Raw genomic sequence first — 26,323 nt, 5'->3', positions numbered from 1 at the left:
GGCCCAGGCTCGCCTTACCCTGCGCTGTACAACGGTCTTTTATGGGGAGTACCGGTCGGCCTCGGGTAAGACTCCGGTGTCGGCCCCGTCTTTCTCACTATCATCAAATGCCGCTCTTTGTGCTCCCTGTCCGCCGAGAAGGGGACCCGTATAACCGCCTCTAGTTCTCCCGCCAGCACCTGAGCGGCTCTCTCACCGGCCGTTCTTTCCTCCGCCCCTAGCGGGCCCTTCATTGCGACCATCGCTCCACCAGGCTCCAGAAACGGCAGACAGTACTCGGAGATCACCGACAGCGAGTCCACGGCGCGCACGGTAGCCGCCTCATAGCTATCTCTACGACCGGGCCTGAGTCCGAACTCCTCTGCCCTGACATTGGCCACCTCTACACCCTCTAGCGACAGGCTTTCCGAGACGTGACGCAAGAACTCTGCCTTCTTGCCGGTGGATTCCAGCAAACACGTCCGGTGGAGATCCAGGGCCAGGTGAAGTGGTATGCCGGGCATACCGCCTCCCGAGCCTACGTCTATCAAGCTGGACAACGTTGTCAGCGGCCTGTAAAGGAGGCAACTCAAGGAGTCGAGGACGTGATCAAGCCATATCCGCTCCAACTCTCCTGTCCCCACCACATTCGCCTTCTCGTAAGTGGCAAGCTCTTGCGAGTACCGTGTTAGGGCCTCGATTTCGCTCTGTCCAAGGGTTACCCCCCACTGAGCTAACTGCTCTTCAAAAACGCCTACCGCCCTCTCACCCAACTCCTGTTTCACGTGAAACCCTCCAAAAGACAAACAGTGCAGGATGAGAATTCCGACAAATGTACGTAAACCCCAACAAATGTCACAGGCGCGGTTTCACGTGAAACTGGTCTAACCCTGGGCGGGGGATATCGTTACCCTGCGGCTCTCGTCGTTGCCGGAGCTAGAGGTCTCGACCCTCTGATCATCTTTCAGGTAAGCATGTACGGCGCGGCGCTCTGAAGAGCGCATTGGCGGAAGATCCGCCGACTTGTTTTCTTTGACTACACGCTTGGCGGTGCGGTGCGCCATACCCTGGACGGCTTTCACGCGACGCTCACGATAGCCCTCGCAATCCAGGACTACCTTTTTAGGATGCTCGTGACCACGACGTAACGCGGCGTTGACCAGATGCTCGAGAGAATCCAGGGTTTCACCCTTCTGGCCGATCAAGAGCCCCGCATCCTCGGAGTCTATGTTGACCGCTACTATCTCTCCTTCGTCCCGAACCTCGATCTCGCTGTCGAACGCCATGGCGTCGAGGGTGCTTTCTACCTGTTCATGGACCTCGGCCAAGAGCTCGGGCGAGGAGCTTTCGGGAGTATCAGGGGCGTCGTCTTCCACCTCCGCCATCCCGGACCCCTCTTCAGCCTCCTGGAGAGTCTCACTCGGTTCCGGCAAGGGAGCAGGGTCTTGTTCCGGAGCAATCTCAGGGTCCGGATGCTCTTGCACGTTCTCCAGCGGCACTTCGACAGCAATCCTCGCGTCGCGCACCCCCAGACCGAGAAATCCGGAGCTGCCCTCGTCGAGTATCTCGTAGGTAATCTCCTGTTGCTTGAGGTCCAGCGTGGAAGCTGCCTTCTCGATAGCCTGTTCTACGGTCGAGGCATTGAATTCCCGGCGTTCACTCATTTCTTCTTCTTTCTTCTCTTTCTCTTTGCCCTCGTGACGTCAGACGCTCTCGATGGAACGACGGTACTCTGGGAGTTACTCTGTCCGCCGCTGGCCACGTGATTTTGCCCGGATGTACCGAGTGACCTGGTTTTAGAAGGCTTCGCGGTACCCGACGCCCTGCTCTTTGGCAGCAGATTATAAATAATGTAGTTCTGGGTCAGGGTTACCAGGTTGGAGGTGATCCAGTACACAAACATGCCGGCGGGAAACCAGTATGTAAAGAAGGCGAAGCCCACCGGGAGCATACGCATGAGCCAGCGTTGCTGCGGCTCCATGCTCTTGTTCGTTACCTCCATCGAGACTAGCATCGTCGCGGCGGCGAGAATTGGAAGTATCAGGGTGGAGTCGCTGCTGGAGAGATCCGTAAACCAGAGTAGCCCTCCCTCCTTGAAGCTCGGCTCGCTGGCAGAGGTGGAGGCGCCGCCAAAGCCGCCCTGGAAACCCCCGAAGTGTCGAATCACGTAGAAGATGCCGATAAAGACGGGCATCTGTACCAGCAGAGGCAGGCATCCTCCTAGGGGGTTGATCCCGCGCTCCTGGTACAGCTTGCTCTGCTCTTCGCGCTGCTTACGCACGTTGCCGCTGTACTTGGCTTTCAGCTTGTCAAGGTCCGGCTTCAACTCCTGCACCTGACGCATGTTCCTGACCTGCTTGACGGTCAATGGAAAGAGTAGAGAGCGAACTATCAGGGTGAGGAGCACGATCCCCAGCCACCATTCGAGGCCGAGACCATAATGAAAGTATCTTAGCGCGCCGCCGAGAACACCCGTAATAGGACTAAACAGGCGTCCGATGATGTCTACCATCCGGGCCTCTTCACTTTACGGGGTCCGATCCCCCCCTGGAAAAGGGATGACACCGCATTACCCTCCAGCACGCCTTCGCAGACCCTTTGAGAACCCCATACTTCGAGATAGCGTCGATGGCATACTGTGAGCAGCTAGGCGTGAATCGGCAAGAGGCGGGTAGCATGGGGGAAAGGTACCTCTTGTAAGCTTTCACCAGACCAACGGCGAGCCTGCCTAACATCTTATAACCCTAAGAACCTGTATTAATCACGGTCCCCGAGCTTTCTCAAGGCCTTCTCGAACTCGGCCTCTAACTGCTCGTAGGCGGCCTCGGCGGCAGCCGGACGGGCGGATATTACAAAGTCCCGCTCCCCACGTATCTCTGGCAGCTTGAGACGGAAAATCTCCCGTATCCGACGCTTCACACCGTTTCGGATCACCGCGTTACCCACCTTCTTTGAGACCGACAACCCGAGCCTCGGGCCACCGGCGTCATTCGGAAAAGCATGCACGGATATGAGCCTGCCCCTGTATGCCGAGCCTTGCTTGTAAACCCTCTCGAACTCGGGGGAATCGGTAAGCCGCCTACCCCTACGAAGACCCAAGTCTAGACGGTGAGCTTCTTGCGCCCCTGCCGACGCCTGGAAGCTATTACCCTACGGCCACCAACGGTCTTCATCCGCTTCCGGAAACCGTGAGTCTTGGCCCGCTTCCGACGGTTGGGCTGATAAGTGCGCTTCATGCTACATCTCCTCTGACTGACAATTGACGATCCCGATATTTCGGTTTCGCTTTCCAGTATATCCGACTAGCACTTCTACCTCCAGTGGTTATCCACAAGAGCTCTCCAGCATCACCGCCAACACCCTCCAGAAGCATTTCAGAGAAAAATCCTGCAAAACAACGTTTTTGTTTCGTAAATATGGGCATACACAACCCTAACGAGGGCAGACTGTACAGAGAATCTTCCACGGTTTTACGAAGTTTTCCACAACTTTTTCACGTTTTGTCCACAGGTTGTGGAAAAGTATGTGGATAACTTTTTTAATAGCCTGCAAAACACTGCTTTCTTCTCTTGGGGTGTAGCGTCACGAGGGGGTGCACGTATAACCTTGGTAAGGGATGATCTACGCGGAGAGAGATAGAGGGGACGCGGAAGGTGCCGGCGTCGGCGTTCGTATCGCCGTCTACCCGGATACAGGAACGCCGGAGATCCTTGAAGCGGCGGCTTCCACTTACCCGGCAGCGGCGGACAAGTTCTCCAGGCTCGTTTGCTCTAGGGTACGCGATCTCGGTGGCCGTCTACCCGAAGAAGCGGTGCGGGAGGTCGTTGAGAATCTCGTCCACGCGGAGTACAAAGGCGTGGTAATTTCGATCTTCGACGGCGGTTGTAGTGTGCGGGTCTCTGACAAGGGTCCGGGCATCGAGCAAAAAGAGCGAGCCTTCGAGTTCGGGTTCACCAGCGCCACGTCGGCGACACGAGATATACGCGGCGTCGGGGCGGGTCTCGGGATGGCCCGGGCGGCGGTTCAGAGAGTGGGGGGCACGGTTACCATCGAAGATAATATGGGCGGCGGGACCGTAACCACGATCTCCGCGCCCCGCTCTGATGAGGCAGAAGAGGCCGGTAGTCAGGCAAGGCTCTCGGAGCCGAGAGAGTCTCAGGAGTCTCACAGGAGATACCCGGATGCCGTACCGAGGATGGAGATCTCCGACCGGCAGGAGAAGGTACTGCTGTCGGTGCTCGAGTACGGCGAGGTGGGGCCTTCCACGGTGGCGGACCGTCTTGAGATAAGCGTCAGCACCGCGTACCGGGATCTCTCACTGTTACAGGAGCAGGGACTTCTACACGGAGACGAGACCGGGAAGCGTATGATCAGCCCGCTAGGCAAAGACCTTGCCGCGGCGATCATCCAGAACTGGGTCCAGTAAGTGATGCCCCGGCGCATGGAAGAGGTGTGGACGGAGGTGCTGGATCAGGTCTCCGAGCACATCAACGCCCCCTCCCTGCGAGTCTGGTTCGAGGGTACCAAGCCGGTGAACCTGTACGAGAACGGTCTGGAGATCTCGGTCCCCAACTCCTTCGCAAAGGAGTACATAGAGAGCCGATTCAAGCCGCTTCTGGAAGAGGCGCTCGACTCCGTGCTGGATAAGGAAGAGAGCTCTCTGGTGGTGAGCGTCGGCTCCTCGAAGAATAGCGCCCCACAGGCCCCGCAAGCGGCGGTCGCCGTGGAGGACGCCGAGGCAGGCGCGGCGGGTGCGGCCGGTGAGGCGGCCGAGTCCGTGCGCAACGCCCGGGCGCCCCGCTCGATGCGCGCGAAATACACCTTCGACACATTCGTGATCGGGGCCGGTAACCGCTTCGCCCACGCGGCCACCCTCGCGGTCGCGGAGACGCCGGGCGTGGTCTACAACCCGCTCTTTATCTATGGTGGCGTCGGGCTCGGCAAGACCCACCTCTTGCGCGCGGTGTCGCAGTACGTCGAGGATCACAACCCGTCAATGAGCATCCGCTACGTTACCTGCGAGCAGTTCACCAACGACTTCATCAACTCCATCCGGGAAAACAAACCGCTCGACTTCCAGCGCCGCTACCGCGAGAACGACGTGCTTCTCATAGACGACATCCAGTTTCTGGAGAAGAAAGAGGGGATACAGGAGGAGTTCTTCCACACCTTCAACGCCCTGTACGAGGAGAACAAGCAGCTCGTCATCGCCTCGGACCGGCACCCCAAGTACATCAAGACCCTGGAAGACAGGCTGGTGAGCCGCTTCGAGTGGGGGCTCGTAACGGACATCCAGCCACCGGACCTGGAGACCAGGATCGCCATCCTGCGCAAGAAAGCGATAGCCGACAGCCTGGAGGTAGACGACGAGGTCCTGACCTTCATCGCATCCAAGGTGTCCACCAATATCCGCGAGCTCGAAGGCGCCCTGGTGCGCATTCTCGCCTACTCCTCGCTCTACGGCCGCAACCTGAGCGTCGAGCTCGCGGAAGAGGTCCTCAAGGACATCCTTACCGACTCCGCCTACCGCGAGATACCGGTGGAGCTGATCCAGCACGAGGTCTGCCGCTACTTCGGCATCTCAAAGCCGGACCTTACAGGCACGAGCCGCACCCGGCCATTCGCCTACCCGCGCCAGGTCGCCATGTATCTCTGCCGCGAGCTTACAGACGAATCCCTGCCAAAGATAGGAAAAGCGTTCGGCGGAAGAGACCACTCCACCGTAATGCACGCCACCGCCAAGATAGCCAACCTCATAAACAAGGACCGCGACGCCTTCAACCAGATTCACGAGATCACGTACCACGTAAAGAGCAAACGATAACCACCCGTACGTCCTTCCCTGATACTCCTCCGGCGTGCGTTTTATCCAGCTTATCCCTATACCCAGGGAGGGCACTTTGTAACTTTCGGTCGGGAGTTATCCACAGACTTATCCACAATCTGTCCACAGCACCTCCCTGGCCTGTGGATAAGCCTTTCCTTTTTATCCACACCTCGGGTACTTTATCCACAGTTTTTGTGGATAAGTTTGGCAAACTGTGGATAAAGTTGTCGCAGGAAGACGATCATTGCAGTTTAGATACGGAGACACACATATATCTTGTGGATAAGTCTGTGGATAAGAGGGGTAAAATCTGTGGATAAGTCTGTGGATAATTTTGTGGATAAGTCTGTGCTGTGGATAACTCGGCACTTATCCACATTTTGTCCACAGGGTTTGGGGAGTTATCCACAGACTTATCCACACGAGCAGTTCAAGGTTTTGGGCTTATGTAAAGAGGATAATTCGAGTTATCCACATATCCACAGGGCCTATTACTACTACTACGATAATGAATTAAGGTTTTAAATACTAATACTAAGGCGAGAGGGAGGACTGAATGAGGGCTGTTTGCAACACGGATATCTTTAGTAAAAAGCTGGCTCTGGCGTCCCGAGGAGTGTCCGCCCGTTCGACGGTGCAGGTACTCAGCGGGATACTCCTAGAGGCGGACTCCGGGGAGGGCGTGGTACGTCTTTCGGCGACGGACGTGGAGCTATCGATCCAGACCTCCTCGCCAGCGGAGGTGGGGGAGGATGGCCGGGTGGTCGTTCCGGCCAGGATCTTCAACGACATCGTGCGGTCGTTGCCGAAGGGTGAGCTGACGATCGAGTACAGCGAAGCCGAGGGCACGGTGAGGCTCACCGCCGGGGAGAGCGAGTACCAGATCCGGGCCTACGCCGCCGACGAGTTTCCCCAGCTACCCCAGTTCGACACCGAGGGAGCGTTCGCGATGTCGGGCGAGGTGCTCGTGGACACCGTGGAGAAGGTATCGAAGTCTTACTCCAGGGACGAGACCCGGCCGGTGCTCATGGGCATCCTCATCAGCTTCGAGGAGAGCCGGGTGCGGATGGTTACCACGGACTCTTACCGGCTCTCGATCAAGGAGAGTGAGCTGGCGACGACCTTTGGCGGGAGCCCGCCTTCGGAGGCGATCATCCCGGCGCGGGCGATGCAGGAGGTCGGCAGGATCTTCTCTGGATCGGACGAGGAGAACGTGGAGGTCTCCATCTCGGAGAACCAGGCTCTGTTCCGTATCGGGGACGTGCTGCTGGGAACCCGGCTCATAGACGGAAACTTCCCGGAGTACCGGCGGCTCTTGCCCGAAAGCTTCGAGCGCGACGTGGCGGTCTCCCGCGAGGAGCTCATGGCCACGCTGCGCCGGGTCAACCTGTTCGCCCAGCGCCAGACGCCGCCGGTGCCCGTGAGTCTGTACTTCTCCGACGGCGCGGTCGAGGTGCTGGTCAAGAGCCAGGAGGTCGGCGAGGCGCGGGAGAAGCTCGCTGCACGGTCCGAGAATACGGACGATTTCCGCATCTCGTTCAACCCCGGATACCTCATAGACGGCGTCACCGCGGTGGACACCGACGACGTGGTCTTCAGGCTCAACGAGTCGCTAAAGCCCGGCCTGATCGTGCCGGGGGAGAGCAAGGGCTCCGGTGGGGAGAACGGCAACGGAACCCCTTCGCCGGGTGAGGAGAAGGACTTTCTGTACCTGATCATGCCGATGCGCGATCCCTACGGCGAGTAGGGAAGATCAGGGAAAGGTAGGGGACGGAATCGGCTTGGAGGTATCCGCCGGCATGTCGCTCGGGCAGGCGCTAAAGGCCGCCGATCTCGTGGGTAGCGGGGGAGAGGCGAAGCTCCTGATCCAGGACGGCGCGGTGCTCGTGAACGGCGAGCCGGAGACGAGGCGCGGCCGCCGGTTGAGAACCGGCGACATCGTGGAGGTGGAGACCTACGACGGCCTCGAACGGGTGGAGATCGTTTGAGCTCATACCTGCGGGCGCTGCGCCTGATCAACTTCCGCAACTACGCCGACGCCACGGTGTTGCTTTCTCCAGGCTTGAACGTCGTCGTGGGCGACAACGCCCAGGGCAAGACGAACCTCCTCGAAGGGCTCTCTTTCGCCGCGACCGGATCCAGCCCCCGCACCCCCAACGATCCGGAGATCGTGCGCTGGGGCCAGGAGTTCGCCCGGGCAGAGATGCGGGTGACATTGGAAGGTGACGGCGAGAGGTCCGTCGCCGTCGGCTACGCACCGGGCCAGAAGAAAAGGCTCACGGTGGATGGCGCGTCGGCGGAGTCCCTCGCGGCCTACGCCGCCGGAGGCACCGGGGTGCGGGTCGTGAACTTCTTCCCCGACGACCTCCGGGTGATCAAGGACGCCCCGGCCGACCGCCGCGAGTTCCTCGACGGTCTCCTATCCACCCTGCGCCCGTCCTACGCCCGGGCCGCCGCCGACTACGCGAAAGCCGTGGCCCAGCGCAATCAACTCCTGCGCCGCATCCGGGATGGGTTCTCCTCCGAAAAGACCCTCTCCACCTGGGACGCGAAGGTCATAGAGCTCGGCACCACCGTCCTCGAAGGCCGCGCCCGGGCCGTGGAGCCTCTGGGAGAGCTATTCGGATCGTCTTTAAGGGCCCTGTATGGCCCACAGAAGGCCGGCCTGGAGTATTCGAGTAGCGCGACCCCGGAAGACTACGAGGAGAAGCTCATGGAGGCGCGTGGCGCCGACATAGAGCGGGGCACCACCTCCGTCGGGCCCCACAGGGACGACTTCGCCGCGTTGCTCGACGGGGTGAACCTCACGACCTACGGCTCGCAGGGCCAGCAGCGGCTCGCCACTCTGGCGCTGAAGTTCGCCGCCAGGGACTACGTGCGCCGCGAGACGGGGGCCGATCCGGTGATGCTCTTCGACGACGTGATGAGCGAACTGGACGAGCGCCGCCGCGAGCTGCTCGCCGAGTATTTCCTGCGGAGCAATCAGGCCGTCATCTCCACCACCAACCTCGACTACTTCGGGGCCGGGCTGCTGGATCGGGCGCGGGTCGTCCGTGTCGTGGAAGGCGCGGTGTCGGCGGCCTGATCGGAGGGGGCATTCGCGCCGGGAAAAGCCGCGTAGATAAAGGCCAAAGCCCACGACGCACCGGTTGGAAAAAGTACGGCTTGTGTTACAATCTGCAAGTGCAAACTAATGTGGTGATTCCGATCTTGTTGGGCGATTCCGCCGGTCGGCATGCCGATCATGCTAGAGAGGGGCGGTTACTTGGCGACTGATTCCGTGTCCAAGAATACGAGTGGTTCCGGGAGTGCCGGAGGCTCTTACGACGCGAGTTCGATCCAGGTCCTCGAGGGCCTCGAAGCCGTAAAGCGGCGTCCGGGGATGTACATCGGCTCCACGGGGCCGCGCGGTCTGCACCACCTGGTGTGGGAGATCGTGGACAACTCCATAGACGAGGCGCTCGCCGGATACTGCGACGAGATCTCCGTGACCGTCCACCCAGACGATACCGTGAGCGTCTCCGACGACGGACGCGGGATGCCGGTCGGCGAGATGGCCAAGTATGGTAAGTCGGCCACCGAGGTCATCATGACCACGCTGCACGCCGGCGGCAAGTTTGACGGCTCGGGCTACAAGGTATCCGGCGGGCTGCACGGCGTCGGGGCGTCGGTGGTGAACGCCTTGAGCGAGTGGCTGGAGATCGAGATCCGGCGCGACGGCAACCTATACGCCCAGCGTTACGAGCGAGGCTTCCCGGTGGGTGATATGGAGGCGCAGCGCAAGCTCGCCAAGGGTGAGGGGACCGGCACCACGATCCGGTTCAGCCCGGACCCGGAAATTTTCACCGAGACCACCGAGCTCTCCTTCGACACGCTCTCGCGCAGGTTCCGGGAGTCGGCGTTCCTGAACAAGGGACTCAAGATCTCGCTCGACGACGAGCGGGACGAGGATCTGTACGTCAGCTACTGCTACGAGGGCGGTATCCGGGACTTCGTCGAGCACATCAACGAGGCCAAGGACCCGGTCCACAAGTCCATCATGTACCTCGAACACGATACCGACGCCGGTGAGGTCGAGGTGGCGCTGCAGTGGAACTCGGGCTTCCAGGACTCCGTGTTTACCTTCGCCAACAACATCAACACCCACGAGGGCGGGACGCACATGTCCGGCTTCCGGGGGGCGCTCACGCGCACCATAAACGACTACGCGCGCCAGAAGGGTCTGATCAAGGAGAAGGAAGACAACCTCACCGGCGACGACATCCGCGAGGGTCTCGCCGCCGTGATAAGCGTCAAGCTCTCAGAGCCCCAGTTCGAGGGGCAGACAAAGACCAAGCTCGGCAACACCGAGGTCAAGACGCTCGTGGAGAGTAGCGTGAACCGCTACCTCGCCGAGTTCATGGAAGAGAGGCCGTCGGAGGCGAAGGCGATCATCAACAAGTCGCTGCAGGCCGCCCGGGCGCGGCAGGCCGCCCGCAAGGTGCGCGACACCATCCGCAAGGGCTACCTGGAGTCTTCCACACTTCCGGGCAAGCTCGCCGACTGCACCTCCAAGGACCCCTCGCGCAGCGAGCTGTTCATCGTCGAGGGAGACAGTGCCGGCGGTTCGGCCAAACAGGGCCGCGACAGGAACTTCCAGGCTATACTTCCGCTCAGGGGCAAGATCCTGAACGTCGAGAAGGCCAACATGAACAAGGTCCTCTCGAACGCGGAGATACAGGCCATGATCTCGGCCATAGGCGCGGGGGTGGGGGAGAGCTTCAACCTCGCCGACTGCCGCTACAACCGCATCGTGCTGATGACCGACGCCGACGTGGACGGCAGCCACATCCGCACGCTGGCGCTGACCTTCCTGTACCGCAACATGCCCGAGCTTATCGAGGCCGGGTACGTGTACATCGCGCTGCCGCCGTTGTACAAGATCGTGCACAACCGCAAGGAGCACTACGTCTACAACGACCGCGAGTACCAGGAGACGGTGGAGCGCCTGGGGATAAACGGCAACGCCACCTTCTCCCGGTTCAAGGGTCTTGGCGAGATGAACCCGCAGCAGCTCTGGGAGACGACGATGGAGCCCGAGAAGCGCACGCTGCTGCAGGTTACGGTGGACTCGGCGGCTGTGGCCGACGAGCTGTTCACGGCGCTGATGGGCGACAAGGTCGAGCCGCGCCGGGAGTTTATCGAGGCCAACGCCCGCGAGGTCAAGAACCTGGATGCGTAGCGACGGCTTGAGGCGGCCAGCGACGTAAGATGGGCATCGGGCCTACAGATCTTGCCCTCATCCTCCTGTATCTGCTGCCGCTCGTGGCGCTGGTCCTGATCGTGCGCCGGTCCCTCAAGCGACACGACCAGGCGGCGGTAAAGGCGGAGCCGATCTCCAGGGAAGAGCTGGAGCGGCGCTACTCCGAAGGCAGGCTCTCGCGAGACGAGTACCTGACGGTGAGAGGGGAGATCTCGAAGGAAGAGGACGCGAGAGCTCTGGGCAGGCAGTACAGTGCTTGAGAGCCTCTTCTTCTGGGAGCTACTGACCTTCGTGGTGTTGATGGGCGTGCTCTTCATCTTCTATCCGGTGATCCAGCGGCGCAAGAGGAGGATCAGGAGGCTGATGGAAGATTCCGGGAGGCGCCCTCCGGCCCCAGAAGAGTTGGATAGCCGGTACGCGGAGGGTGAAGTCTTGCAAGAGGAGTACCTGGAGGCCAGGGAAGATATAACGAAGATGACAGAGGATCAGAATGCTAGATAGCTTCGCGGGTAATATAAGGCCCCACTCGATAGAGGAGGAGATCAAGGACTCCTTCCTCTCCTACGCGATGAGCGTTATCGTCTCGCGTGCCCTGCCGGACGTGCGCGACGGCCTCAAGCCGGTGCACCGGCGAGTCCTGTACGCCATGAGCGAGCTCGGCCTACAGCCCAACCGCCCCTACCGCAAGTCAGCGACCGTGGTAGGTGAAGTCATAGGTAAGTATCATCCCCACGGCGACTCCGCCGTCTACGACACGCTGGTGCGGCTGGCCCAGGACTTCTCGATGCGCCACCGGCTCGCCGACGGCCAGGGCAACTTCGGCTCCGTGGACGGAGATAACGCCGCGGCCATGCGCTACACGGAAGTTCGTATGACCCGGCTAGCGACGGAGATGCTGCGGGACATCGCCTCGGACACGGTGGACTTCGTGCCCAACTTCGACGAGTCCCAGCGCGAGCCCGTGGTCTTGCCGGCGCGGTACCCGAACCTGCTTGTCAACGGTTCGGAAGGCATCGCCGTCGGGATGGCGACCAAGATCCCGCCGCACAACCTCGGCGAGGTCATAGACGCCACCACCGCCCTCATAGATGACCCGGAGCTCGACGAGGACGGGATACTGCGGCGCATCAAGGGGCCGGACTTCCCGACCGGGGGCGTAATCGTCGGTACCCGCGGCCTCAGGGAGGCTATAGCCACCGGGCGCGGCTCGGTGCGGGTGCAGGCCAAGGCCCACACGGAGAGCATCAAGGGCAACCGGACACAGATCGTGTTCACCGAGATCCCGTACCAGGTCAACAAGGCGCACCTGATGCAGAAGATCGCCGAGCTGGTAAAGGAGCGCAAGCTCCAGGACATCTCCGACCTGCGCGACGAGTCGGACCGCACCGGGATGCGCATCATCATCGAGCTGAAGAAGGAGGCCGTCCCGAAGGTCGTCCTCAACAACCTGTACAAGCATACCCAGCTACAGCAGAGCTTCGGCGTAAACCTCGTGGCGCTCGTCGACGGGGTGCCCCGGACGATGTCGTACAAGAAGGTGCTGGAGCACTACGTCTCGCACCAGTTCGACGTGATCACGCGCCGCACCCAGTACGAGCTGAACAAGGCCCGCGAGCGCGCCCACATTCTCGAAGGGCTCGTGATCGCGTTGGATAACCTGGACGAGGTGGTGGCGACCATCCGCGCCTCCCGGGAGGTGGCGAGCGCCCGCACGAGCCTGATGCAGAAGTTCGAGCTCTCCGAGCGTCAGGCGCAGGCCATACTGGACCTCCGGCTGCAGCGGCTGACCTCGATGGAGCGTCAGAAGGTGGAGCAGGAGTACAAGGACCTCAAGGAGAAGATCGAGTACCTCGAAAGCCTGCTCGCCAATGACGACAAGGTCTACGGCGTCATCAAGGAAGAGCTGGCCGAGGTGAAGGCCGCCCACGCTGACGAACGCCGCACCCAGCTTACGGTGGACGAGAGCGTGGACTTCGAGATAGAGGACCTCATCGCCGAGGAGGAGATGGTCATCTCCATCTCAAACGGCGGCTACCTCAAGAGCGTGCCCGTCAACTCCTTCCGCAAGCAGGGCCGGGGTGGCATGGGTGTCTCCGGTATGGAGCTCAAGGAGGGGGACTACATAGATCACCTCTTCGTGACCACCACCCACCACTACATGCTGTTCTTTACCAACAAGGGCAAGGTCTACCGCCTGAAGGTGCACCAGCTACCCAGGATGAGCCGCACCGCCAAGGGCCGTCACATAGCGAACCTGTTGCCGCTGGCCGGAGACGAGCGGATAGCGACCGTGATCGCGACCAAAGAGTTCAACGAGTCCGACTACCTGATGTTCGCCACCCGCGGCGGCATCGTGAAGAAGACTAGGTTCGGCGACTACAACACGCCCCTGAAGAACGAGGGCATCATCGCCATAAACCTCGCCGAGGACGACGAGCTGATCTCGGTCCGGCAGGTCTCCGAGGACGAGGAGGTGATCCTCGTCACCCGGAACGGACAATCCCTGCGCTTCAGGCAGGACGACGCCCGCGCCCAGGGCCGGGCCACCGGCGGCGTGCGGGGCATAAAGTTCCGCGACGGCGACGCGGTGCTCTCCATGGACACCGTCTCGGACGAGCTGGATCTGTTCATGATCACTGAGAAGGGCTTCGGCAAGCGCACCCCGCTCTCGCAGTTCCGGGCCCAGGGCCGGGGCGGGCAGGGTGTGATCGCGATGAAGACCGACGGCGAGCGCGGCAAGCTCGCCGGGGTGCGGGTGGTGAACCCCGAGATGCACGAGCTCGTCATAGTCTCGAACCTCGGGACCACCATCCGGCTCGGCGCGGAGACCGTCTCCCAGCAGGGCCGGACCGCCCAGGGAGTGCGGGTGATGAACCTGAGAAACGGCGACTCGGTGAGCGCGCTGGCCTCCGTCGTATCCTCCCGCGACAGCGCCGGTCAGGAGTCCGACGACGAGCTCTCCCTGGAGGAGCTCGTGGGCGACGAGGTGGCCGCCGAAGCCGCGCCGCCGACGGTGGCGACGGTGGACGGCCAGGAAGGCGCCCCGGAGCCCTCGGAGCTTTCGGAGAATGGAGGTGGGGCCACCGATGAGTAGGCCAGGAGGAGACTACTTCCCGGAAGACGATTTCTCTGAGTTCTCCGAGGAGGCGGAGGAGGGCTGCGAGGGCGTCGTCGAGTGTACGGCGCTCGTGCTCTCGGAGGCCGCCACGGAGATGGACGGGAAGATCACGCTCTTCGGGGTCCTGGACGAGCTGCGGGTCTCGGCCGAGGGTACAGAGGCGGCCGAGGAGACCTCTTTCGTCGTGTATGCCAAGTTCGAGGGCTGCGAGCACGCCGCCGGGGAAGAGCGGTGGTCGCGGTTCATACTCTCTGACGGGGATGGCGGCATCCTCCAGGAATCCGAGGAGTATCGGGTGACGCTCGCCGGGGCCGAGGAGCCCGCCACTCTAATAGTGAGGTTCGAGCTGCCCGCCGACGTCGCCGGCGGCGAGCGCGTGCTGTGGATCGAGGCGGTTCTCGACGACGAGACCCTCGCCCAGACCGCCGTGCGGGTACAGAGCCAGTACAGCGTCTGAGACCAAAGAGAACTACGGATCGATGAAGCGCAAAGATCACAAAAATGACCCGGAAAACGACGCAGCGGGAGGGGGAGGCGTGACACGCGCCTCCCCCTTTCGCTTGTTACGAGACAAAAACGTGAAGGACGAGGATGCCTGAAGCACAGGAAGATCTGGCAATTTTCATGGACTGGGAGAACATCTACATCTCCACGGTCACAGAGTACGGCACGAAGCCGAACGTCTCCGCCATACTGGAGAAGGCGCACGAGTACGGGCGCATAGTCTCCTCCAACGCCTACGCCGACTGGACCGATGCCGATTACCGCAACGCGCCGCCGACGCTGTACTCCAACGGCATCTCGCCGCGCTACATCTCGGCCCGGTATTTCCCCGGCGGCAAGTCCTCAAAGCGCCGCACGAACTCCATAGACGTGATGCTCGCGGTCGAGTGCTCGGACTTTCTGCACGACCATCCGCAGGTAGACACCTACGTGCTGGTCACCGGCGACGGGGACTTTATCCCGCTGGTGAGCCTCTTGCGGAGCCGGGGCAAGAAGGTGGTCGTGATCGGGGTCTCGGAGGCGACCAGCTACCATCTCATAGAGTCCGCCGACGAGTTCATCTCCTACGCCTCCTTGATAGAGGAGGACCGGGCCGCCCGCGAGCGGGACCGGGCACCGAAGAAGGAGAAGGCCGACCCTTATCAGGAACTGGTACGAGCTGTCGAGACGCTAAAGAAGCGGGGCAACACGCGGGTGCTCGGACAGGTCAAGCAGCAGATGATCGTGCAGCTCGGCTCCTTCGACGAGCGCAACCAGGGCTTCAAGAAGTTCAAGGATTTCGTGGTGGAGGCCGAGCGCCGCAACCTGGTGAACACGGTGGACCAGGACTTCGAGCTGCAGGTCTACCTGCCGGACGAGGAGCTGCCGAGGCCGCAGGAGTCGGACCTCGCCTCCGAGGAGCCAAAGCCGGAAGAGCAGATACCAGAGACCCCCGTCTCGGCTTCCCCATCCGGGAGCGAGAACGGACACTCCTCGGGCTCCCGGGAGCCCTCGTCCAAGAGCCCGGAGTCCAGGGAGCCTAAGGACACTAGGGATACTAGAGAAGTTAAAGATGCTAAAGAAGCCTTCGACCTGACCGAGGATCTCACGCCCTACGAGCTGAAGACCGTGTGCCAGACCATCGCCGGTCTGCGGCAGCCGGCGTCGTTCGTCGAGATCTTCTCCGGCATCCGGGAGCTGGAAGAGCGCGGCGATCTTGAGATGAGCCGGGAGGAGATCGGAGAGGTCATCGCCGCTATGCTCGACGCCGATTATCTGAGCACCTCCCGGCGGAAGCCCTACGAGCAGTCGAAGGCGAAGATGACCTTCTACGCCCTGAACCGGGAGATGAAAGAGGTCGAGAACCTGCTGGACAGCGGCCAGGGCTAGCACGTGCCGGGTGCCCCGGCGCTGTATCGAGTAGGGTGCTAGTCGGCCAGCTTGTATACGGTCACGGCGGCGAGCCCGAGCGCCACTGCCATCTGAAGGAGGGAGATACCCAAGGTCGCAAGGACCTGCTCGACGGAGACGAGACGCAGCACGAGGTGGACGACGAGAATCGCACCGAAACCCAGAGCGAGCATGAGGCCGGCTTTTACCTTGTAGTTCTCGCCCTGCTCGCGCAGGATCGCCATACCGAACAACGCCGGTATGTAGAAGATCATGATCAGGGGCACCTGACGCAGAACGTCTATGCCGAGCCTCAAAAGCGCCTCAAGATCCATGTCCCGAGTCTACAATAACCGCCGCGAGCCACCACGCGCGGTAGCCGTCCTTCAGCGAATGGGATCACGAATCCGCGACGGGTTTGAGAAACATGCATCTCCGGTAGTATAATTACAAGCCAAACGGAGGTGCCGCGGCGATGGGCATAAAGCAGAGGGTCTCTCTCAGACGTTTCACGGAGGACATTCGGCGCTGGGTCGGAGAGGGCCGGAGCGACGACTGGATCGCGAGCGCCCTGGGCACCACCCCGTCGTCGGTACAGTCTTTTAGATCCCGGAACGCCATCTACCGCACGCACGCCCCCGGCCCGCCACCCGAGATTCCCCCGGAGCCGGAGGACTGCGTGCTCTACGAAGGCGTGATCGAGAGGGGCGAAAGGACGGGTATATGGTTCGACCCGGCGGTGGGGGAGGAGCCTCGCTGGCGCAAGGGGTGGGGATCCGTAGCCCTCTTAGACCTGCACCTCCTCCCCGAGAAGATCGTGCTGGTCCCGCGCAAGGATGTCTCCGGGAGCAAAGACCCAGACGACCCGCCGGTAAGATAGAATCAGGAGGTTCCGGGGCCGTCCGGCCCGTCGCTGCGCCCGGTCCCAGAGACCGTGGGCGTAGAGCAAAGTCCGGACTCGTAGAGAGCGGTACAGAGGCCGCCCGGGTTAACAACCCGGGGGACGGCGGAAGCCCGTAAGGGCGGCGTAAGCCCGCCGTCACGTCAAGTGCAGCAGAGAGTAGACCAGCCGATGGCCGGTCGGAGGCAAAGCCTCCGCTTCCGGCACAGGTGATGGCTGAAAGGGTGGGGTAAGAGCCCACCGGCGGTATCCCGAGGCGAGCCCAGGCTCGTCACAGGGACCGGCCAGGTAAACTACCGGTGCGAGCAAGCCAAATTGTCCCGGAGCCGAGAGGCCCGGGGCTGGTAGGTGCGGCTCCCCGCAGGGGGAGCCCCGGAGGATAGCCCTCCGGGAGATGGATGACGGGATAGAGCAGAATCCGGCTTATGGGACGGCCCCGGAACCATGTCCATGCGCATCCCGGGAGGTGCGGGCACGAAAGAATCGGTTCACAAAATGGTACCCCCGAATCCCCTATACTCCCGATCAGATAGGGTCGAGGAAACCCGGGTTTTTCGTCGATGAGGTCTTAGAGAGGGAGTAAGGTTTGGCGAGCATATCCGCTGCTACGAAGAAGCTGCCCTGGTGGGCGGGGCCGATCACTGTCTCTACGGCGCTCATCTTGTTTGGTCTATATTCCATGATCATAGTCTTCTTCTTCCCCAACGGTGAAGGAGGGCAGGCGTTACTCTCGCCGTTCTACTCACCGCAGGTCGGGCTGCCGGGTTGGATGCCGGGCTTCGTTACCGCGCCGATGCTGGTGCTCTGGATACCGCTCGGGTTCCGGGCGACCTGTTACTACTATCGCAAGGCGTACTACCGCTCCTTCTTCTGGGACCCGCCGAACTGCTCGGAGACGGCTCAGCAGCACGAGCCGCGCAAGCAGTATAACGGCGAGACGGCGCTGTTCGTGCTGAACAACATCCACCGCTACTTCCTATACGCCTCGATCATCGTGGTCGCCTTCCTGTGGTATGAGGCGGCGCTGGCGTTCTTCCCGGGCGGGGCGTTCGGGATAACGGTCGGCACGATCATACTGCTCGTGAACATCGTGCTGGTGAGCGCCTACACCTTCTCCTGTCACTCTTTCCGGCATCTGGTGGGGGGTAACAAGGACTGTAACTCATGCGTGAACGGCCGGCCGTCGAGCAACGGCGGTGGGGCCATAAAGAGGCTCAGGCGCAAGACCTACAACGGCGTGAGCAAGATCAACAAGACCCACGCCAACTGGGCCTGGTACAGCTTGTTTTCACTGTTAATAGCCGACATATACATAAGATTGATACAGGCCGGGATAATAACCGACTTCCAGATACTGTAGCTACTGTAGGGTACTCAAGGAACCGCAGAGCGGAGAGGTAGATCTTCATGGACACGAACGGACATAACGGAAGCAACGGAGCCAGCGCCCAGCGCAACGGCTCATCCGAGAAGTACGAGGTCCAGGAGCACGACGTACTCGTCATCGGGGCCGGTGGAGCCGGGCTGCGGGCCGCGGTCGAGGCCTCGGAGGCCGGACTCTCGGTCGGCGTCGTGAGCAAGAGCCTCCTGGGCAAGGCCCACACCGTAATGGCGGAGGGCGGCATGGCCGCCGCCGTCGGTAACGTGGACCCCGAGGACTCCTGGAAGACCCACTTCATGGACACCATGAAGAGCGGGAAGTTCATCAACAACTGGCGCATGGCCGAGCTTCACGCCAAGGAGTCGCCCGACCGGGTGTACGAGCTGGAGCAGTGGGGCGCGCTGTTCCAGCGCACGCCGGAGGGCAAGATAAGCCAGCGTCCGTTCGGTGCCCACACCTATCGCCGCCTGTGCCACGTCGGCGACCGCACCGGCCTGGAGCTGATCCGGACCATGCAGGAGAAGACGCTCGCCACCGACGCCAAGGTGTACATGGAGACCACGGTCACCCGGCTGTTCAAGAAGGACGGCAAGGTCGTGGGGGCGCTGGCTTACACCCGCGAGTCGGGCAAGTTCATCTACATCAAGGCAAAGGCCGTGGTGATGGCGACCGGGGGATGGGGCAGGATCTTCGAGGTCACCTCAAACTCCTGGGAGGGGACCGGAGACGGCGTCGTGCTCTCCTATGACGCGGGCGCGGACCTCGTGGACATGGAGATGATGCAGTTCCACCCGACGGGCATGGTGTGGCCGCCGGGAGTCGCCGGGCTGCTCGTGACCGAGGGCGTTCGCGGCGAGGGCGGTATCCTCAAGAACTCCAAGGGCGAGCGGTACATGGCCCGCTACGACGAGCAGCGCATGGAGCTCTCCTCGCGCGACGTCGTGGCCCGGGCCAACTATACCGAGGTTCAGGAGGGCCGCGGCTCTCCACACGGCGGCGTGTACCTGGACATCACCCACCTCGGCTACGACGGCATTATGAAGAAGCTGCCGACGATGCACGAGCAGTTCCTCAAGCTCGCCGACATAGACATCTCCAAGGAGCCGATGGAGGTCTTCCCGACCGTCCATTACACGATGGGCGGCGTGAAGGTCGAGCCCGAGAATTGCGCCTCCACCGTACCCGGCCTCTTCGCCGCCGGCGAGGTCGCGGGTGGGCTGCACGGGGCGAACCGCCTCGGCGGCAACTCGTTGTCTGACCTTCTCGTATTCGGCAGGCGCGCCGGCATTGGCGCTATCGAGTACGTGAACGAGGGCAGCCATTCGCTGGAGGTTGAGGGCTCGGAGATAGAGCGCGAGATCGAGCGGGTGCTGAAGCCCATTGAGACCGGCGAGACCGGCGAGAGCCCGTACCTCATCCAGCAGGAGCTGCAGAAGGCGATGATGGACCACGCGAACATCATGCGCACGGAGGAGGACCTCAAGGAGGGGCTCGGCAAGATCCTGGCTCTCAAGGACCGGCTGGAGAACATCCGGGTGCAGGGCTCCAGGCTCTTCAACCCCGGCTGGCACGCCGCCCAGGACGTGCGGTACCTGGTGCAGATCTCGGAGATCATCCTGCGCACCGCGCTCGAGCGCCGGGAGTGCCGCGGGGCCCAGTGGCGGCTCGACCATCCGGACATGGATGAGGAGCTCGGCCACGTCAACTTTATCGTCAGCAAGGACGGCCAGGGCGAGGTCGGCATCGAGTCGCGGGAGATCGCGCCGATGCCCGAGCACCTCTCCGGGCTGTTCAAAGAGGAGGCCAAGGTATGACAGAAGGTGCCAACAGCACCAACAGCACCAATGGCGCCAGCGGTAACGGCTCGACGGCAAGCATGACCGCGGACGGGAGCGCTGCGCGGCTCAAGGTCTACCGGGGCGACGGCGAGAACGGGGAGTTTGTCGAGTACGAGACCCCGATGGTCACCGGGATGGTCGTCCTGGACGCGATCCTGAACATCCAGGCCGAGCAGGAGAGCGACCTCGCGGTACGCTGGAACTGCAAGGCGGCGCACTGTGGCTCTTGCAGCGCCGAGATCAACGGCGTCCCGAAGCTGCTCTGCAAGACGCGCATCGAGGAGTACGAGGGTCGGGAGATAAACGTCCAGCCTCTCAAGGCGTGGCCGATCATAAAAGATCTCGTCTCCGACGTGTCCTGGAACTACGAGGTCTCGCGCTCGACGATCCCGTTCCACAGCGAGCAGCAGGCCCCGTTCACCATGTACGAGGAGGACGTCGAGCGGCTGTACGAGCCCAAGAAATGCATCGAGTGCTTCATGTGCCAGGACGTGTGCCACGTGTTGCGCACCCACGAGAAGCACGACGTGTTCGCCGGGCCGCGCTTCTTCGTGCGCAACCAGTGGCTGCAGATGCACCCGATGGACGACCGGGACCGGCTGCGCTACCTCAAGGAGGACCGGGGCGGCATTCAGTACTGCAACATCACCAAGTGCTGCACGGAGGTGTGCCCGGTCGGGATCAAGATAACCGACAACTCCATCATCCCGCTAAAGGAGCGCGTCGCCGACGAGTACTATGACCCGGCAAAGTGGCTGATGCGCAAGATCCGGGGCCGCAAGAACGGCGCAAGTAACGGTTCGGTCAACGGGAGCTAGAGCCTGCGTTTAGAAGGCTTTATCGAGCCCTTATCGAGCGTCGGGGATCAGGACCCGGCGCTCGACCTCTTTAAAAACCACCAAACCAGGAGGAAAGCGGCCCCGACCAGAGCCAGGAATATTAGATACCCGGTGCCCATCCACATGTAGTTGGCGGTTGCCAGGAACAATATCGTGGCGGGCCACAGTAGCAGGCAGGAGAAGCGGGACAACGAACCCAGTCGGCCCTCTATATCCCCTCCGCCGAACCACACGACGAAAGACAAGCCTAGCAAGGCTCCACCAATACTATATATGAGATCGGCCCCGCTGGAAAAGAACAGGCTATACACGCTGATGGCGATGAGAAAGACTCCGACTACGATTAAAAGGTTCCTGTATCCCTTCGAGATGCTACCCGGCGTGCGGGCGAAGCGTCGTAGCGACCTCTCCGGTCTACCTAGTCTCCCGCTGCCTTCGTCCATAAAAGTATTCTACGTTACTTTGAAGACGGGGGACAGGCTGCTATCCGCCAAAAAGAGAGCGGACGACGGGGGTCGAACCCGCGACCTCCAGCTTGGGAAGCTGGCGCTCTGCCAACTGAGCTACGTCCGCGAACGAGGTAAATTCTACCACGCCCGCCATCTCGCTCATAGTCTGGAGTCTCGTTGAACCCGCGCAACCCTTACGAGTACGAGTTCTGCCCCCGGTGTGGCGGCCCTCTGGAGGAGCGGGTCGTGAAGGCCGGGGAGCCGGAGCGGCTGGTGTGCGGCGAGTGTGGGTTCGTGTTTTATCAGGGGCCCAAGCTGGTTGCGAGTGCTATCTTCGAGCTGGACGGTGGGATAGTCCTGATCCAACGCTCCATACAGCCCGGCTATGGTAAGTGGACGTTCCCCGGCGGGTTCGTCGAGCTCGGCGAGAGGTCCGAGGTCGCCGCCGCTCGTGAGGCGCTGGAGGAGTGCGGGGTCGAGCTCGAGATCGAGAGTATCGTCGGGCTGTACTCCTATCAGGACTCGGTACCCGCCATAGCCGTCTACGCCGCCAGAGTCGTGGGCGGCAAGCCGTCCCCCCTCGACGAGACGCTGGACGTAAGGAGCTTTGCCCGTGAGGATCTGCCGTGGCCCGAGCTGGCCTTCCCGAGCACGGAGCACGCCCTGAAGGACTATCTCAGAAGATAGACTACGACGATACCGAGGCTTGGCCCCGGTCTGTGCCGGGCGAATATATGTGGAGACTGGAAGTGCTGGCGGGCTCTGGTCCATAATGGGGTCATGAGAGTCTCGGATAACGGTGCGTGTACAGTCTTCATGGATTTCATGGGCGCTTCGCGGATCGGGCGGTCACGTATGGGTCAGGCCACTGGGGGTAGGCGATGTTAGAGAAGGTACTGGTAGCGAACCGGGGTGAGATCGCGGTTCGGGCCTTCCGGGCCGCCTACGAGCTCGGTATCCGGGCGGTGGCGGTGTACACGCCGGACGACCGCGACTCGCTGCACCGCCAAAAGGCTGACGAGGCGTACGAAATCGGGGAGCCCGGCCATCCTGTACGGGCCTATCTCGACGCGCGGTTGCTGGTCGAGACCGCGAAGAAGGTCGGGGCGGACTCCATCTACCCCGGATACGGCCTCCTGTCAGAGAGCGCGGAGCTTGCGCGGGCGTGCGAGGAGGCCGGAATCACCTTCGTGGGGCCGCCGCCGGACGTGCTGGCGCTCACGGGGGATAAGATCTCGGCCCGCCGGGCCGCCGAGAAGGCCGGCATCCCGGTACCGGGGGCTTCAGAGTCGCTGGATGAGCCGCGGAAGGCGCTGGAGGCGGCGGAGGAGATCGGCTACCCCGTCTTCGTAAAGGCCGCCGCCGGGGGCGGTGGACGTGGCATGCGCCGGGTCGAGCGCGAGGAGGACCTGGAGAGCGCGGTCGAGACCGCGATGCGCGAGGCCGAGGGAGCGTTCGGAGACCCGACCGTGTTTCTGGAGCAGGCCCTGGAGAGGCCCCGGCACATAGAGGTCCAGATCCTGGCCGACGGAACCGGTGAGGTCGTACACCTGTACGAGCGGGACTGCTCCGTGCAGCGCCGCCACCAGAAGGTGCTGGAGCTCGCCCCCGCCCCGAACCTCGATCCCGACTTGCGCGACCGACTCTGCGCCGACGCCGTGCGCTTTGGGGAGGCGGTTGGGTACAAGAACGCCGGCACGGTGGAGTTCCTCGTCGGCGAGGACGGGACCCACGCCTTCATCGAGATGAACCCCCGCATCCAGGTCGAGCACACCGTCACCGAGGAGACCACCGACGTGGACCTCGTCCACGCCCAGCTCCGCATCTCCGGCGGCGAGACGCTGTCCGGGATGGATCTCACGCAAGGGAAGATCCGGCAACGCGGCGCGGCCCTGCAGTGCCGGGTAACCACCGAGGATCCGGCAAGCGGCTTCCGGCCGGATACGGGCAGGATCTCCGCCTACCGATCTCCCGGCGGCGCCGGCATCCGTCTCGACGGCGGCAGCGTCTACACCGGGGCCGAGATAAGCCCCTACTTCGATTCCCTGCTCGTAAAGCTGACCGCCCGCGGCGCGGACCTCACGTCCGCTGCCAGCCGTGCCCGGCGCTCGCTGGCGGAGTTCCGGGTGCGGGGCGTATCCACCAACGTCGCCTTCCTGCGCGCCGTGCTCGCCGACCCGGATTTCCTCTCTGGAAACACGACCACCTCGTTCATAGACGAGCGGCCTCATCTGACCGCCGTCTCCACCGGCGCCGACCGGGCCAGCCGCATCCTGGACCTGCTCGCCGATACCACGGTAAACAGGCCCCAAGGTCCGCCTCCAGCGGTCCCTGACCCGCGCACCAAGCTGCCCAGGCTACAGAACACCGACGAGCCGCCTCCCGCCGGTACGCGCCAGAGGCTCGGAGATCTCGGCCCCGAAGGCTTCGCCCGCTGGCTGCGCGAGGCGAAAGACCTCAAGGTCACCGACACCACGATGCGCGACGCCCACCAGTCGCTGTTCGCCACCCGGATGCGCTCCTTCGACATGCTCGCCGTCGCACCGCACGTCGCCCGTAACATGTCCGGGCTCTTCTCCGCCGAGGTGTGGGGCGGGGCGACCTTCGACGTTGCCCTGAGATTTCTCCAAGAGGACCCGTGGCAGCGGCTCGCCCGGCTCCGGGAGGCGCTCCCGAACGTCTGCCTGCAGATGCTGCTGCGCGGGCGCAACACCGTCGGCTACACCGCCGCTCCAGACGAGGCCGTGCGCGCCTTCGTTGCCGAGGCCAACGAGACCGGCATAGACATCTTCCGTGTCTTCGACGCGCTGAATGACGTCGAGCAGATGCGCCCCGCCATCGAGGCCGTGCGAGAGACGGGAGCCGTGGCCGAGGGCGTGCTCTGCTACACCGGCGACCTCTCCGATCCCTCCGAGACGCTCTACACCCTGGACTACTACCTGCGCCTGGCCGAAGAGCTCGTCGAGGCCGGGTCACACGTGCTGTGTATCAAGGATATGGCCGGTCTGCTGCGTGCCCCGGCCGCGAGCACCCTCGTCGGGGCGTTGCGCGAGAGGTTCGACTTGCCGGTCCACCTGCACACCCACGACACCGCCGGAGGGCAGCTCGCAACCTACCTGGTCGCGCTGGAGGCCGGGGTCGACGCGGTGGACGGCGCGGCGGCCCCGATGGCCGGCATGACCAGCCAGCCTTCTCTTGCGGCGATAGTAGCCGCCACCGACAACACCGGGCGCGAGACCGGGCTCTCGATGCACGCCCTGGGCGACCTGGAGCCGTACTGGGAGACGGTACGCACGCTCTACAAACCGTTCGAGACCGGTCTGCGCGCGCCTACGGGTACGGTGTACCGGCACGAGATCCCGGGCGGCCAGCTCTCCAACCTCCGGCAGCAGGCGGCCGCCCTCGGGCTCTCGGAACGCTTCGAGGAGGTCGAGCGCCTCTACGCCCGCTGCGACGACCTGCTCGGGCATATCGTAAAGGTCACGCCCACGAGCAAGGTCGTCGGGGATCTCGCGCTGTACCTGCTCTCGGCGGATATAGACCTCGAAGATCTGGAGAAAAACCCCGGCGGATACGACCTGCCGGATAGCGTGATCGGCTTCCTGCGCGGCGAGCTCGGCGTGCCCCCCGGCGGCTGGCCCGAGCCGTTCCGCAGCCGGGCGTTGGAGGCTTACGGTGCCGGGGAGAGTGAAGACGAGCTAACCGCCGAAAATCGCGAGGATCGCGAGTCGCTCGCCGCGGGCGGGGCCCGACGGCGCGAGGCGCTGAACCGTATGCTGCTACCCGGCCCCACGAAGGACTTCGAAGCCTCGAAGTCTCGCCACGGCGACGTATCGGTGGTGCCCACGAAGGCGTTCTTCTACGGCCTGGAGCGTCAGGAGGAGCTTGCGGTGGATCTCGAGCCCGGCGTGCGGCTGTACATAGAGCTCGACGCCGTTACCGAGGCCGACGAGGGCGGCATCCGCACCGTGCTCTGTACCCTCAACGGTCAGCCCCGGCCCATAGATGCCCTCGACCGCTCGCTGGAGCCCGAGGTGCCGCGCCAGGAGAAGGCGGACACCACCAACTCCAGCCACGTCGCCGCGCCCATGACCGGAGTCGTCACGATCTCGGTCGAGAAAGGTGAGGAGGTCGAGGCGGGGCAGAAGATCGGTACCATCGAGGCCATGAAGATGGAGTCCTCCATAACGGCCCAGTCAACGGGGGCCGTGGAGCGCCTCGCCGCCTCAAGCGGCACCCGCGTCGAGCCCGGCGACCTGTTGCTGGTGCTCTCCTAGCCCGGGATATCCTCGGCCAGCGCCGCCTCTACCGCAGCGAGTATCTCGGCCTCGTCGGCGAGGCGTCCTACTCCCGGTAGCTCCTCTGCGGAGGCCATCTCACCTTCTGCCGGGCCCACGAACTGGTGCCCCCAGCCCTCTAGCGTCTCGACGTTGCGCCGGGTGGCGGGACTCTGCCACATCTCGGGGTTCATCGCCGGGGCCCAGATCACGCGGCGCGTGCCGGCGAGTACGGTGGCGGAGAGGAGGTCGTCGCCGAGGCCTATCGCGGTCCGCGCCAGGGCGTCGGCGGCGGCCGGGGCGACGAGCAGGAGGTCGGCCCAGCGGGCGAGGCTTACGTGCTCGACCCGGCCCGAGTTCTCCCACCAGCTCCTCTCGGTGTGTATGCTTCCTCCGGCGGCTATGGCGAGCGTCTCCTCGGGGACGAACCGGAGGGCGGCGTCGGTCGAGATCACGCGTACCTCCCGGCCGGACTCTCTGACGCGCCGGATCACTCCGGGCGTCTTGTACGCCGCGATGCTGCCGGTGACCCCGACGATTACGCGTTCTGCTCTCTGCTCTTCTCTCGGGTCTTCCACGGTCGCAGTATATACCCGTTAA

26 protein-coding genes and 1 tRNA gene are annotated in these 26,323 nt (G+C 62.8%); 17 read left to right on the top strand and 10 right to left on the bottom strand.

Annotation, left to right across the window (positions count from 1 at the left end; all coding sequences use genetic code 11):
* Window positions 1-14: 14 nt before the first annotated feature.
* The 6 genes from rsmG to rpmH all read right to left on the bottom strand — a co-directional run bounded on the left by rsmG (window position 15) and on the right by rpmH (window position 3,215).
* Entirely contained in the window at window positions 15-764 is a 750-nt protein-coding gene (gene rsmG, locus ABD53_RS12345; protein WP_053058031.1) for a 16S rRNA (guanine(527)-N(7))-methyltransferase RsmG, read from the bottom strand.
* 99 nt (window positions 765-863) lie between these two features.
* Entirely contained in the window at window positions 864-1,643 is a 780-nt protein-coding gene (gene jag, locus ABD53_RS16105; RefSeq protein ID WP_053058030.1) for an RNA-binding cell elongation regulator Jag/EloR, read from the bottom strand.
* Window positions 1,640-2,491, bottom strand: a complete 852-nt coding sequence (locus ABD53_RS12335; protein ID WP_047866102.1) for a YidC/Oxa1 family membrane protein insertase — start codon at window positions 2,489-2,491, stop codon at window positions 1,640-1,642. Before ABD53_RS12335 ends, jag begins: the two co-directional genes overlap by 4 nt.
* A 10-nt stretch (window positions 2,492-2,501) precedes the next feature.
* On the bottom strand, window positions 2,502-2,714 hold the full coding sequence (gene yidD, locus ABD53_RS16660; protein WP_084709625.1) for a membrane protein insertion efficiency factor YidD: 213 nt from the start codon (window positions 2,712-2,714) through the stop codon (window positions 2,502-2,504).
* A 22-nt stretch (window positions 2,715-2,736) separates the two neighbouring features.
* A complete protein-coding gene (gene rnpA, locus ABD53_RS16655; protein ID WP_047866101.1) occupies window positions 2,737-3,078 on the bottom strand; it encodes a ribonuclease P protein component in 342 nt (113 codons plus the stop codon).
* Window positions 3,079-3,080: 2 nt separating this feature from the next.
* Window positions 3,081-3,215: a 50S ribosomal protein L34 gene (gene rpmH / locus ABD53_RS16650; protein ID WP_084709624.1), complete on the bottom strand. Its 135-nt coding sequence runs from the start codon at window positions 3,213-3,215 to the stop codon at window positions 3,081-3,083.
* Between the two features lie 575 nt (window positions 3,216-3,790).
* Here rpmH and ABD53_RS16095 point away from each other — a divergent pair.
* The 11 genes from ABD53_RS16095 (at window position 3,791) to ABD53_RS12275 (ending at window position 16,038) form a co-directional block, all read left to right on the top strand.
* Window positions 3,791-4,405: an ATP-binding protein gene (locus ABD53_RS16095; RefSeq protein WP_160309690.1), complete on the top strand. Its 615-nt coding sequence runs from the start codon at window positions 3,791-3,793 to the stop codon at window positions 4,403-4,405.
* Window positions 4,406-4,408: 3 nt separating this feature from the next.
* Window positions 4,409-5,803 (top strand): chromosomal replication initiator protein DnaA, encoded by a 1,395-nt coding sequence (gene dnaA / locus ABD53_RS12320; protein WP_047866122.1) that lies wholly within the window; start codon window positions 4,409-4,411, stop codon window positions 5,801-5,803.
* A 559-nt stretch (window positions 5,804-6,362) separates the two neighbouring features.
* Complete coding sequence (dnaN, locus tag ABD53_RS12315) at window positions 6,363-7,553, top strand: DNA polymerase III subunit beta (RefSeq protein ID WP_084709623.1); 1,191 nt, start codon at window positions 6,363-6,365, stop codon at window positions 7,551-7,553.
* Window positions 7,554-7,587: 34 nt separating this feature from the next.
* Window positions 7,588-7,794, top strand: a complete 207-nt coding sequence (locus ABD53_RS12310; RefSeq protein WP_235401580.1) for an RNA-binding S4 domain-containing protein — start codon at window positions 7,588-7,590, stop codon at window positions 7,792-7,794.
* Window positions 7,791-8,891, top strand: coding sequence for a DNA replication/repair protein RecF (gene recF / locus ABD53_RS12305; RefSeq protein WP_047866100.1), 1,101 nt, complete (start codon window positions 7,791-7,793; stop codon window positions 8,889-8,891). Before ABD53_RS12310 ends, recF begins: the two co-directional genes overlap by 4 nt.
* 180 nt (window positions 8,892-9,071) lie before the next feature.
* Window positions 9,072-11,027, top strand: coding sequence for a DNA topoisomerase (ATP-hydrolyzing) subunit B (gene gyrB, locus ABD53_RS12300; protein WP_235401578.1), 1,956 nt, complete (start codon window positions 9,072-9,074; stop codon window positions 11,025-11,027).
* A 29-nt stretch (window positions 11,028-11,056) separates the two neighbouring features.
* Window positions 11,057-11,308 carry a hypothetical protein gene (locus ABD53_RS12295; protein ID WP_047866098.1) on the top strand — a complete coding sequence of 84 codons (252 nt, stop codon included), beginning with the start codon at window positions 11,057-11,059 and terminating at the stop codon, window positions 11,306-11,308.
* Window positions 11,301-11,549 carry an SHOCT domain-containing protein gene (locus tag ABD53_RS12290; protein ID WP_047866097.1) on the top strand — a complete coding sequence of 83 codons (249 nt, stop codon included), beginning with the start codon at window positions 11,301-11,303 and terminating at the stop codon, window positions 11,547-11,549. The genes ABD53_RS12295 and ABD53_RS12290 overlap by 8 nt, the downstream gene beginning before the upstream one ends.
* On the top strand, window positions 11,539-14,142 hold the full coding sequence (gene gyrA / locus ABD53_RS12285) for a DNA gyrase subunit A (RefSeq protein WP_047866096.1): 2,604 nt from the start codon (window positions 11,539-11,541) through the stop codon (window positions 14,140-14,142). The genes ABD53_RS12290 and gyrA overlap by 11 nt, the downstream gene beginning before the upstream one ends.
* Window positions 14,135-14,623: a hypothetical protein gene (locus ABD53_RS12280; protein ID WP_152670765.1), complete on the top strand. Its 489-nt coding sequence runs from the start codon at window positions 14,135-14,137 to the stop codon at window positions 14,621-14,623. The genes gyrA and ABD53_RS12280 overlap by 8 nt, the downstream gene beginning before the upstream one ends.
* Window positions 14,624-14,757: 134 nt before the next feature.
* The gene (locus tag ABD53_RS12275; protein ID WP_084709622.1) at window positions 14,758-16,038 is read left to right on the top strand and encodes an NYN domain-containing protein; all 1,281 of its coding nucleotides are present in this window, start codon (window positions 14,758-14,760) and stop codon (window positions 16,036-16,038) included.
* A gap of 38 nt (window positions 16,039-16,076) precedes the next feature.
* Here the strand turns inward: ABD53_RS12275 and ABD53_RS12270 are convergent, their stop codons facing one another.
* Window positions 16,077-16,373, bottom strand: coding sequence for a hypothetical protein (locus ABD53_RS12270; RefSeq protein WP_152670764.1), 297 nt, complete (start codon window positions 16,371-16,373; stop codon window positions 16,077-16,079).
* Window positions 16,374-16,513: 140 nt separating this feature from the next.
* Between ABD53_RS12270 and ABD53_RS12265 the strand changes: the two genes are divergently transcribed.
* The 4 genes from ABD53_RS12265 to ABD53_RS12250 all read left to right on the top strand — a co-directional run bounded on the left by ABD53_RS12265 (window position 16,514) and on the right by ABD53_RS12250 (window position 20,976).
* Window positions 16,514-16,918, top strand: a complete 405-nt coding sequence (locus tag ABD53_RS12265) for a hypothetical protein (protein ID WP_047866092.1) — start codon at window positions 16,514-16,516, stop codon at window positions 16,916-16,918.
* Window positions 16,919-17,600: 682 nt separating this feature from the next.
* On the top strand, window positions 17,601-18,299 hold the full coding sequence (locus ABD53_RS12260) for a succinate dehydrogenase (RefSeq protein WP_152670763.1): 699 nt from the start codon (window positions 17,601-17,603) through the stop codon (window positions 18,297-18,299).
* Between the two features lie 47 nt (window positions 18,300-18,346).
* A complete protein-coding gene (locus ABD53_RS12255; RefSeq protein ID WP_053058026.1) occupies window positions 18,347-20,134 on the top strand; it encodes an FAD-binding protein in 1,788 nt (595 codons plus the stop codon).
* Between the two features lie 62 nt (window positions 20,135-20,196).
* Complete coding sequence (locus tag ABD53_RS12250) at window positions 20,197-20,976, top strand: succinate dehydrogenase/fumarate reductase iron-sulfur subunit (protein ID WP_047866118.1); 780 nt, start codon at window positions 20,197-20,199, stop codon at window positions 20,974-20,976.
* Between the two features lie 47 nt (window positions 20,977-21,023).
* Here the strand turns inward: ABD53_RS12250 and ABD53_RS12245 are convergent, their stop codons facing one another.
* Window positions 21,024-21,440, bottom strand: a complete 417-nt coding sequence (locus ABD53_RS12245; RefSeq protein WP_047866090.1) for a hypothetical protein — start codon at window positions 21,438-21,440, stop codon at window positions 21,024-21,026.
* 57 nt (window positions 21,441-21,497) lie between these two features.
* Window positions 21,498-21,570 (bottom strand) — tRNA-Gly (locus ABD53_RS12240).
* Between the two features lie 53 nt (window positions 21,571-21,623).
* Between ABD53_RS12240 and ABD53_RS12235 the strand changes: the two genes are divergently transcribed.
* Entirely contained in the window at window positions 21,624-22,133 is a 510-nt protein-coding gene (locus ABD53_RS12235; RefSeq protein WP_047866089.1) for an NUDIX hydrolase, read from the top strand.
* 194 nt (window positions 22,134-22,327) lie between these two features.
* On the top strand, window positions 22,328-25,723 hold the full coding sequence (locus ABD53_RS12230; protein ID WP_047866088.1) for a pyruvate carboxylase: 3,396 nt from the start codon (window positions 22,328-22,330) through the stop codon (window positions 25,721-25,723).
* Here ABD53_RS12230 and ABD53_RS12225 read toward each other — a convergent pair.
* Window positions 25,720-26,301, bottom strand: a complete 582-nt coding sequence (locus ABD53_RS12225; RefSeq protein ID WP_047866117.1) for a flavoprotein — start codon at window positions 26,299-26,301, stop codon at window positions 25,720-25,722. The two genes, ABD53_RS12230 and ABD53_RS12225, sit on opposite strands and share 4 nt — an antisense overlap.
* Window positions 26,302-26,323: the final 22 nt, after the last annotated feature.

The sequence above is a fragment of the Rubrobacter aplysinae genome, assembly GCF_001029505.1.
Lineage (GTDB): Bacteria > Actinomycetota > Rubrobacteria > Rubrobacterales > Rubrobacteraceae > Rubrobacter_A > Rubrobacter_A aplysinae.
This window is presented reverse-complemented; position numbering and strand designations above follow the sequence as displayed.

Coding starts and splice junctions, on each gene's coding strand:
- jag (WP_053058030.1), bottom strand. CDS start 1,643: ATGAGTGAACGCCGGGAATTCAATGCCTCGACCGTAGAACAGGCTATC.
- ABD53_RS12335 (WP_047866102.1), bottom strand. CDS start 2,491: ATGGTAGACATCATCGGACGCCTGTTTAGTCCTATTACGGGTGTTCTC.
- yidD (WP_084709625.1), bottom strand. CDS start 2,714: ATGTTAGGCAGGCTCGCCGTTGGTCTGGTGAAAGCTTACAAGAGGTAC.
- rpmH (WP_084709624.1), bottom strand. CDS start 3,215: ATGAAGCGCACTTATCAGCCCAACCGTCGGAAGCGGGCCAAGACTCAC.
- dnaA (WP_047866122.1), top strand. CDS start 4,409: ATGCCCCGGCGCATGGAAGAGGTGTGGACGGAGGTGCTGGATCAGGTC.
- dnaN (WP_084709623.1), top strand. CDS start 6,363: ATGAGGGCTGTTTGCAACACGGATATCTTTAGTAAAAAGCTGGCTCTG.
- ABD53_RS12295 (WP_047866098.1), top strand. CDS start 11,057: ATGGGCATCGGGCCTACAGATCTTGCCCTCATCCTCCTGTATCTGCTG.
- gyrA (WP_047866096.1), top strand. CDS start 11,539: ATGCTAGATAGCTTCGCGGGTAATATAAGGCCCCACTCGATAGAGGAG.
- ABD53_RS12280 (WP_152670765.1), top strand. CDS start 14,135: ATGAGTAGGCCAGGAGGAGACTACTTCCCGGAAGACGATTTCTCTGAG.
- ABD53_RS12275 (WP_084709622.1), top strand. CDS start 14,758: ATGCCTGAAGCACAGGAAGATCTGGCAATTTTCATGGACTGGGAGAAC.
- ABD53_RS12270 (WP_152670764.1), bottom strand. CDS start 16,373: ATGGATCTTGAGGCGCTTTTGAGGCTCGGCATAGACGTTCTGCGTCAG.
- ABD53_RS12265 (WP_047866092.1), top strand. CDS start 16,514: ATGGGCATAAAGCAGAGGGTCTCTCTCAGACGTTTCACGGAGGACATT.
- ABD53_RS12255 (WP_053058026.1), top strand. CDS start 18,347: ATGGACACGAACGGACATAACGGAAGCAACGGAGCCAGCGCCCAGCGC.
- ABD53_RS12250 (WP_047866118.1), top strand. CDS start 20,197: ATGACCGCGGACGGGAGCGCTGCGCGGCTCAAGGTCTACCGGGGCGAC.
- ABD53_RS12245 (WP_047866090.1), bottom strand. CDS start 21,440: ATGGACGAAGGCAGCGGGAGACTAGGTAGACCGGAGAGGTCGCTACGA.
- ABD53_RS12230 (WP_047866088.1), top strand. CDS start 22,328: ATGTTAGAGAAGGTACTGGTAGCGAACCGGGGTGAGATCGCGGTTCGG.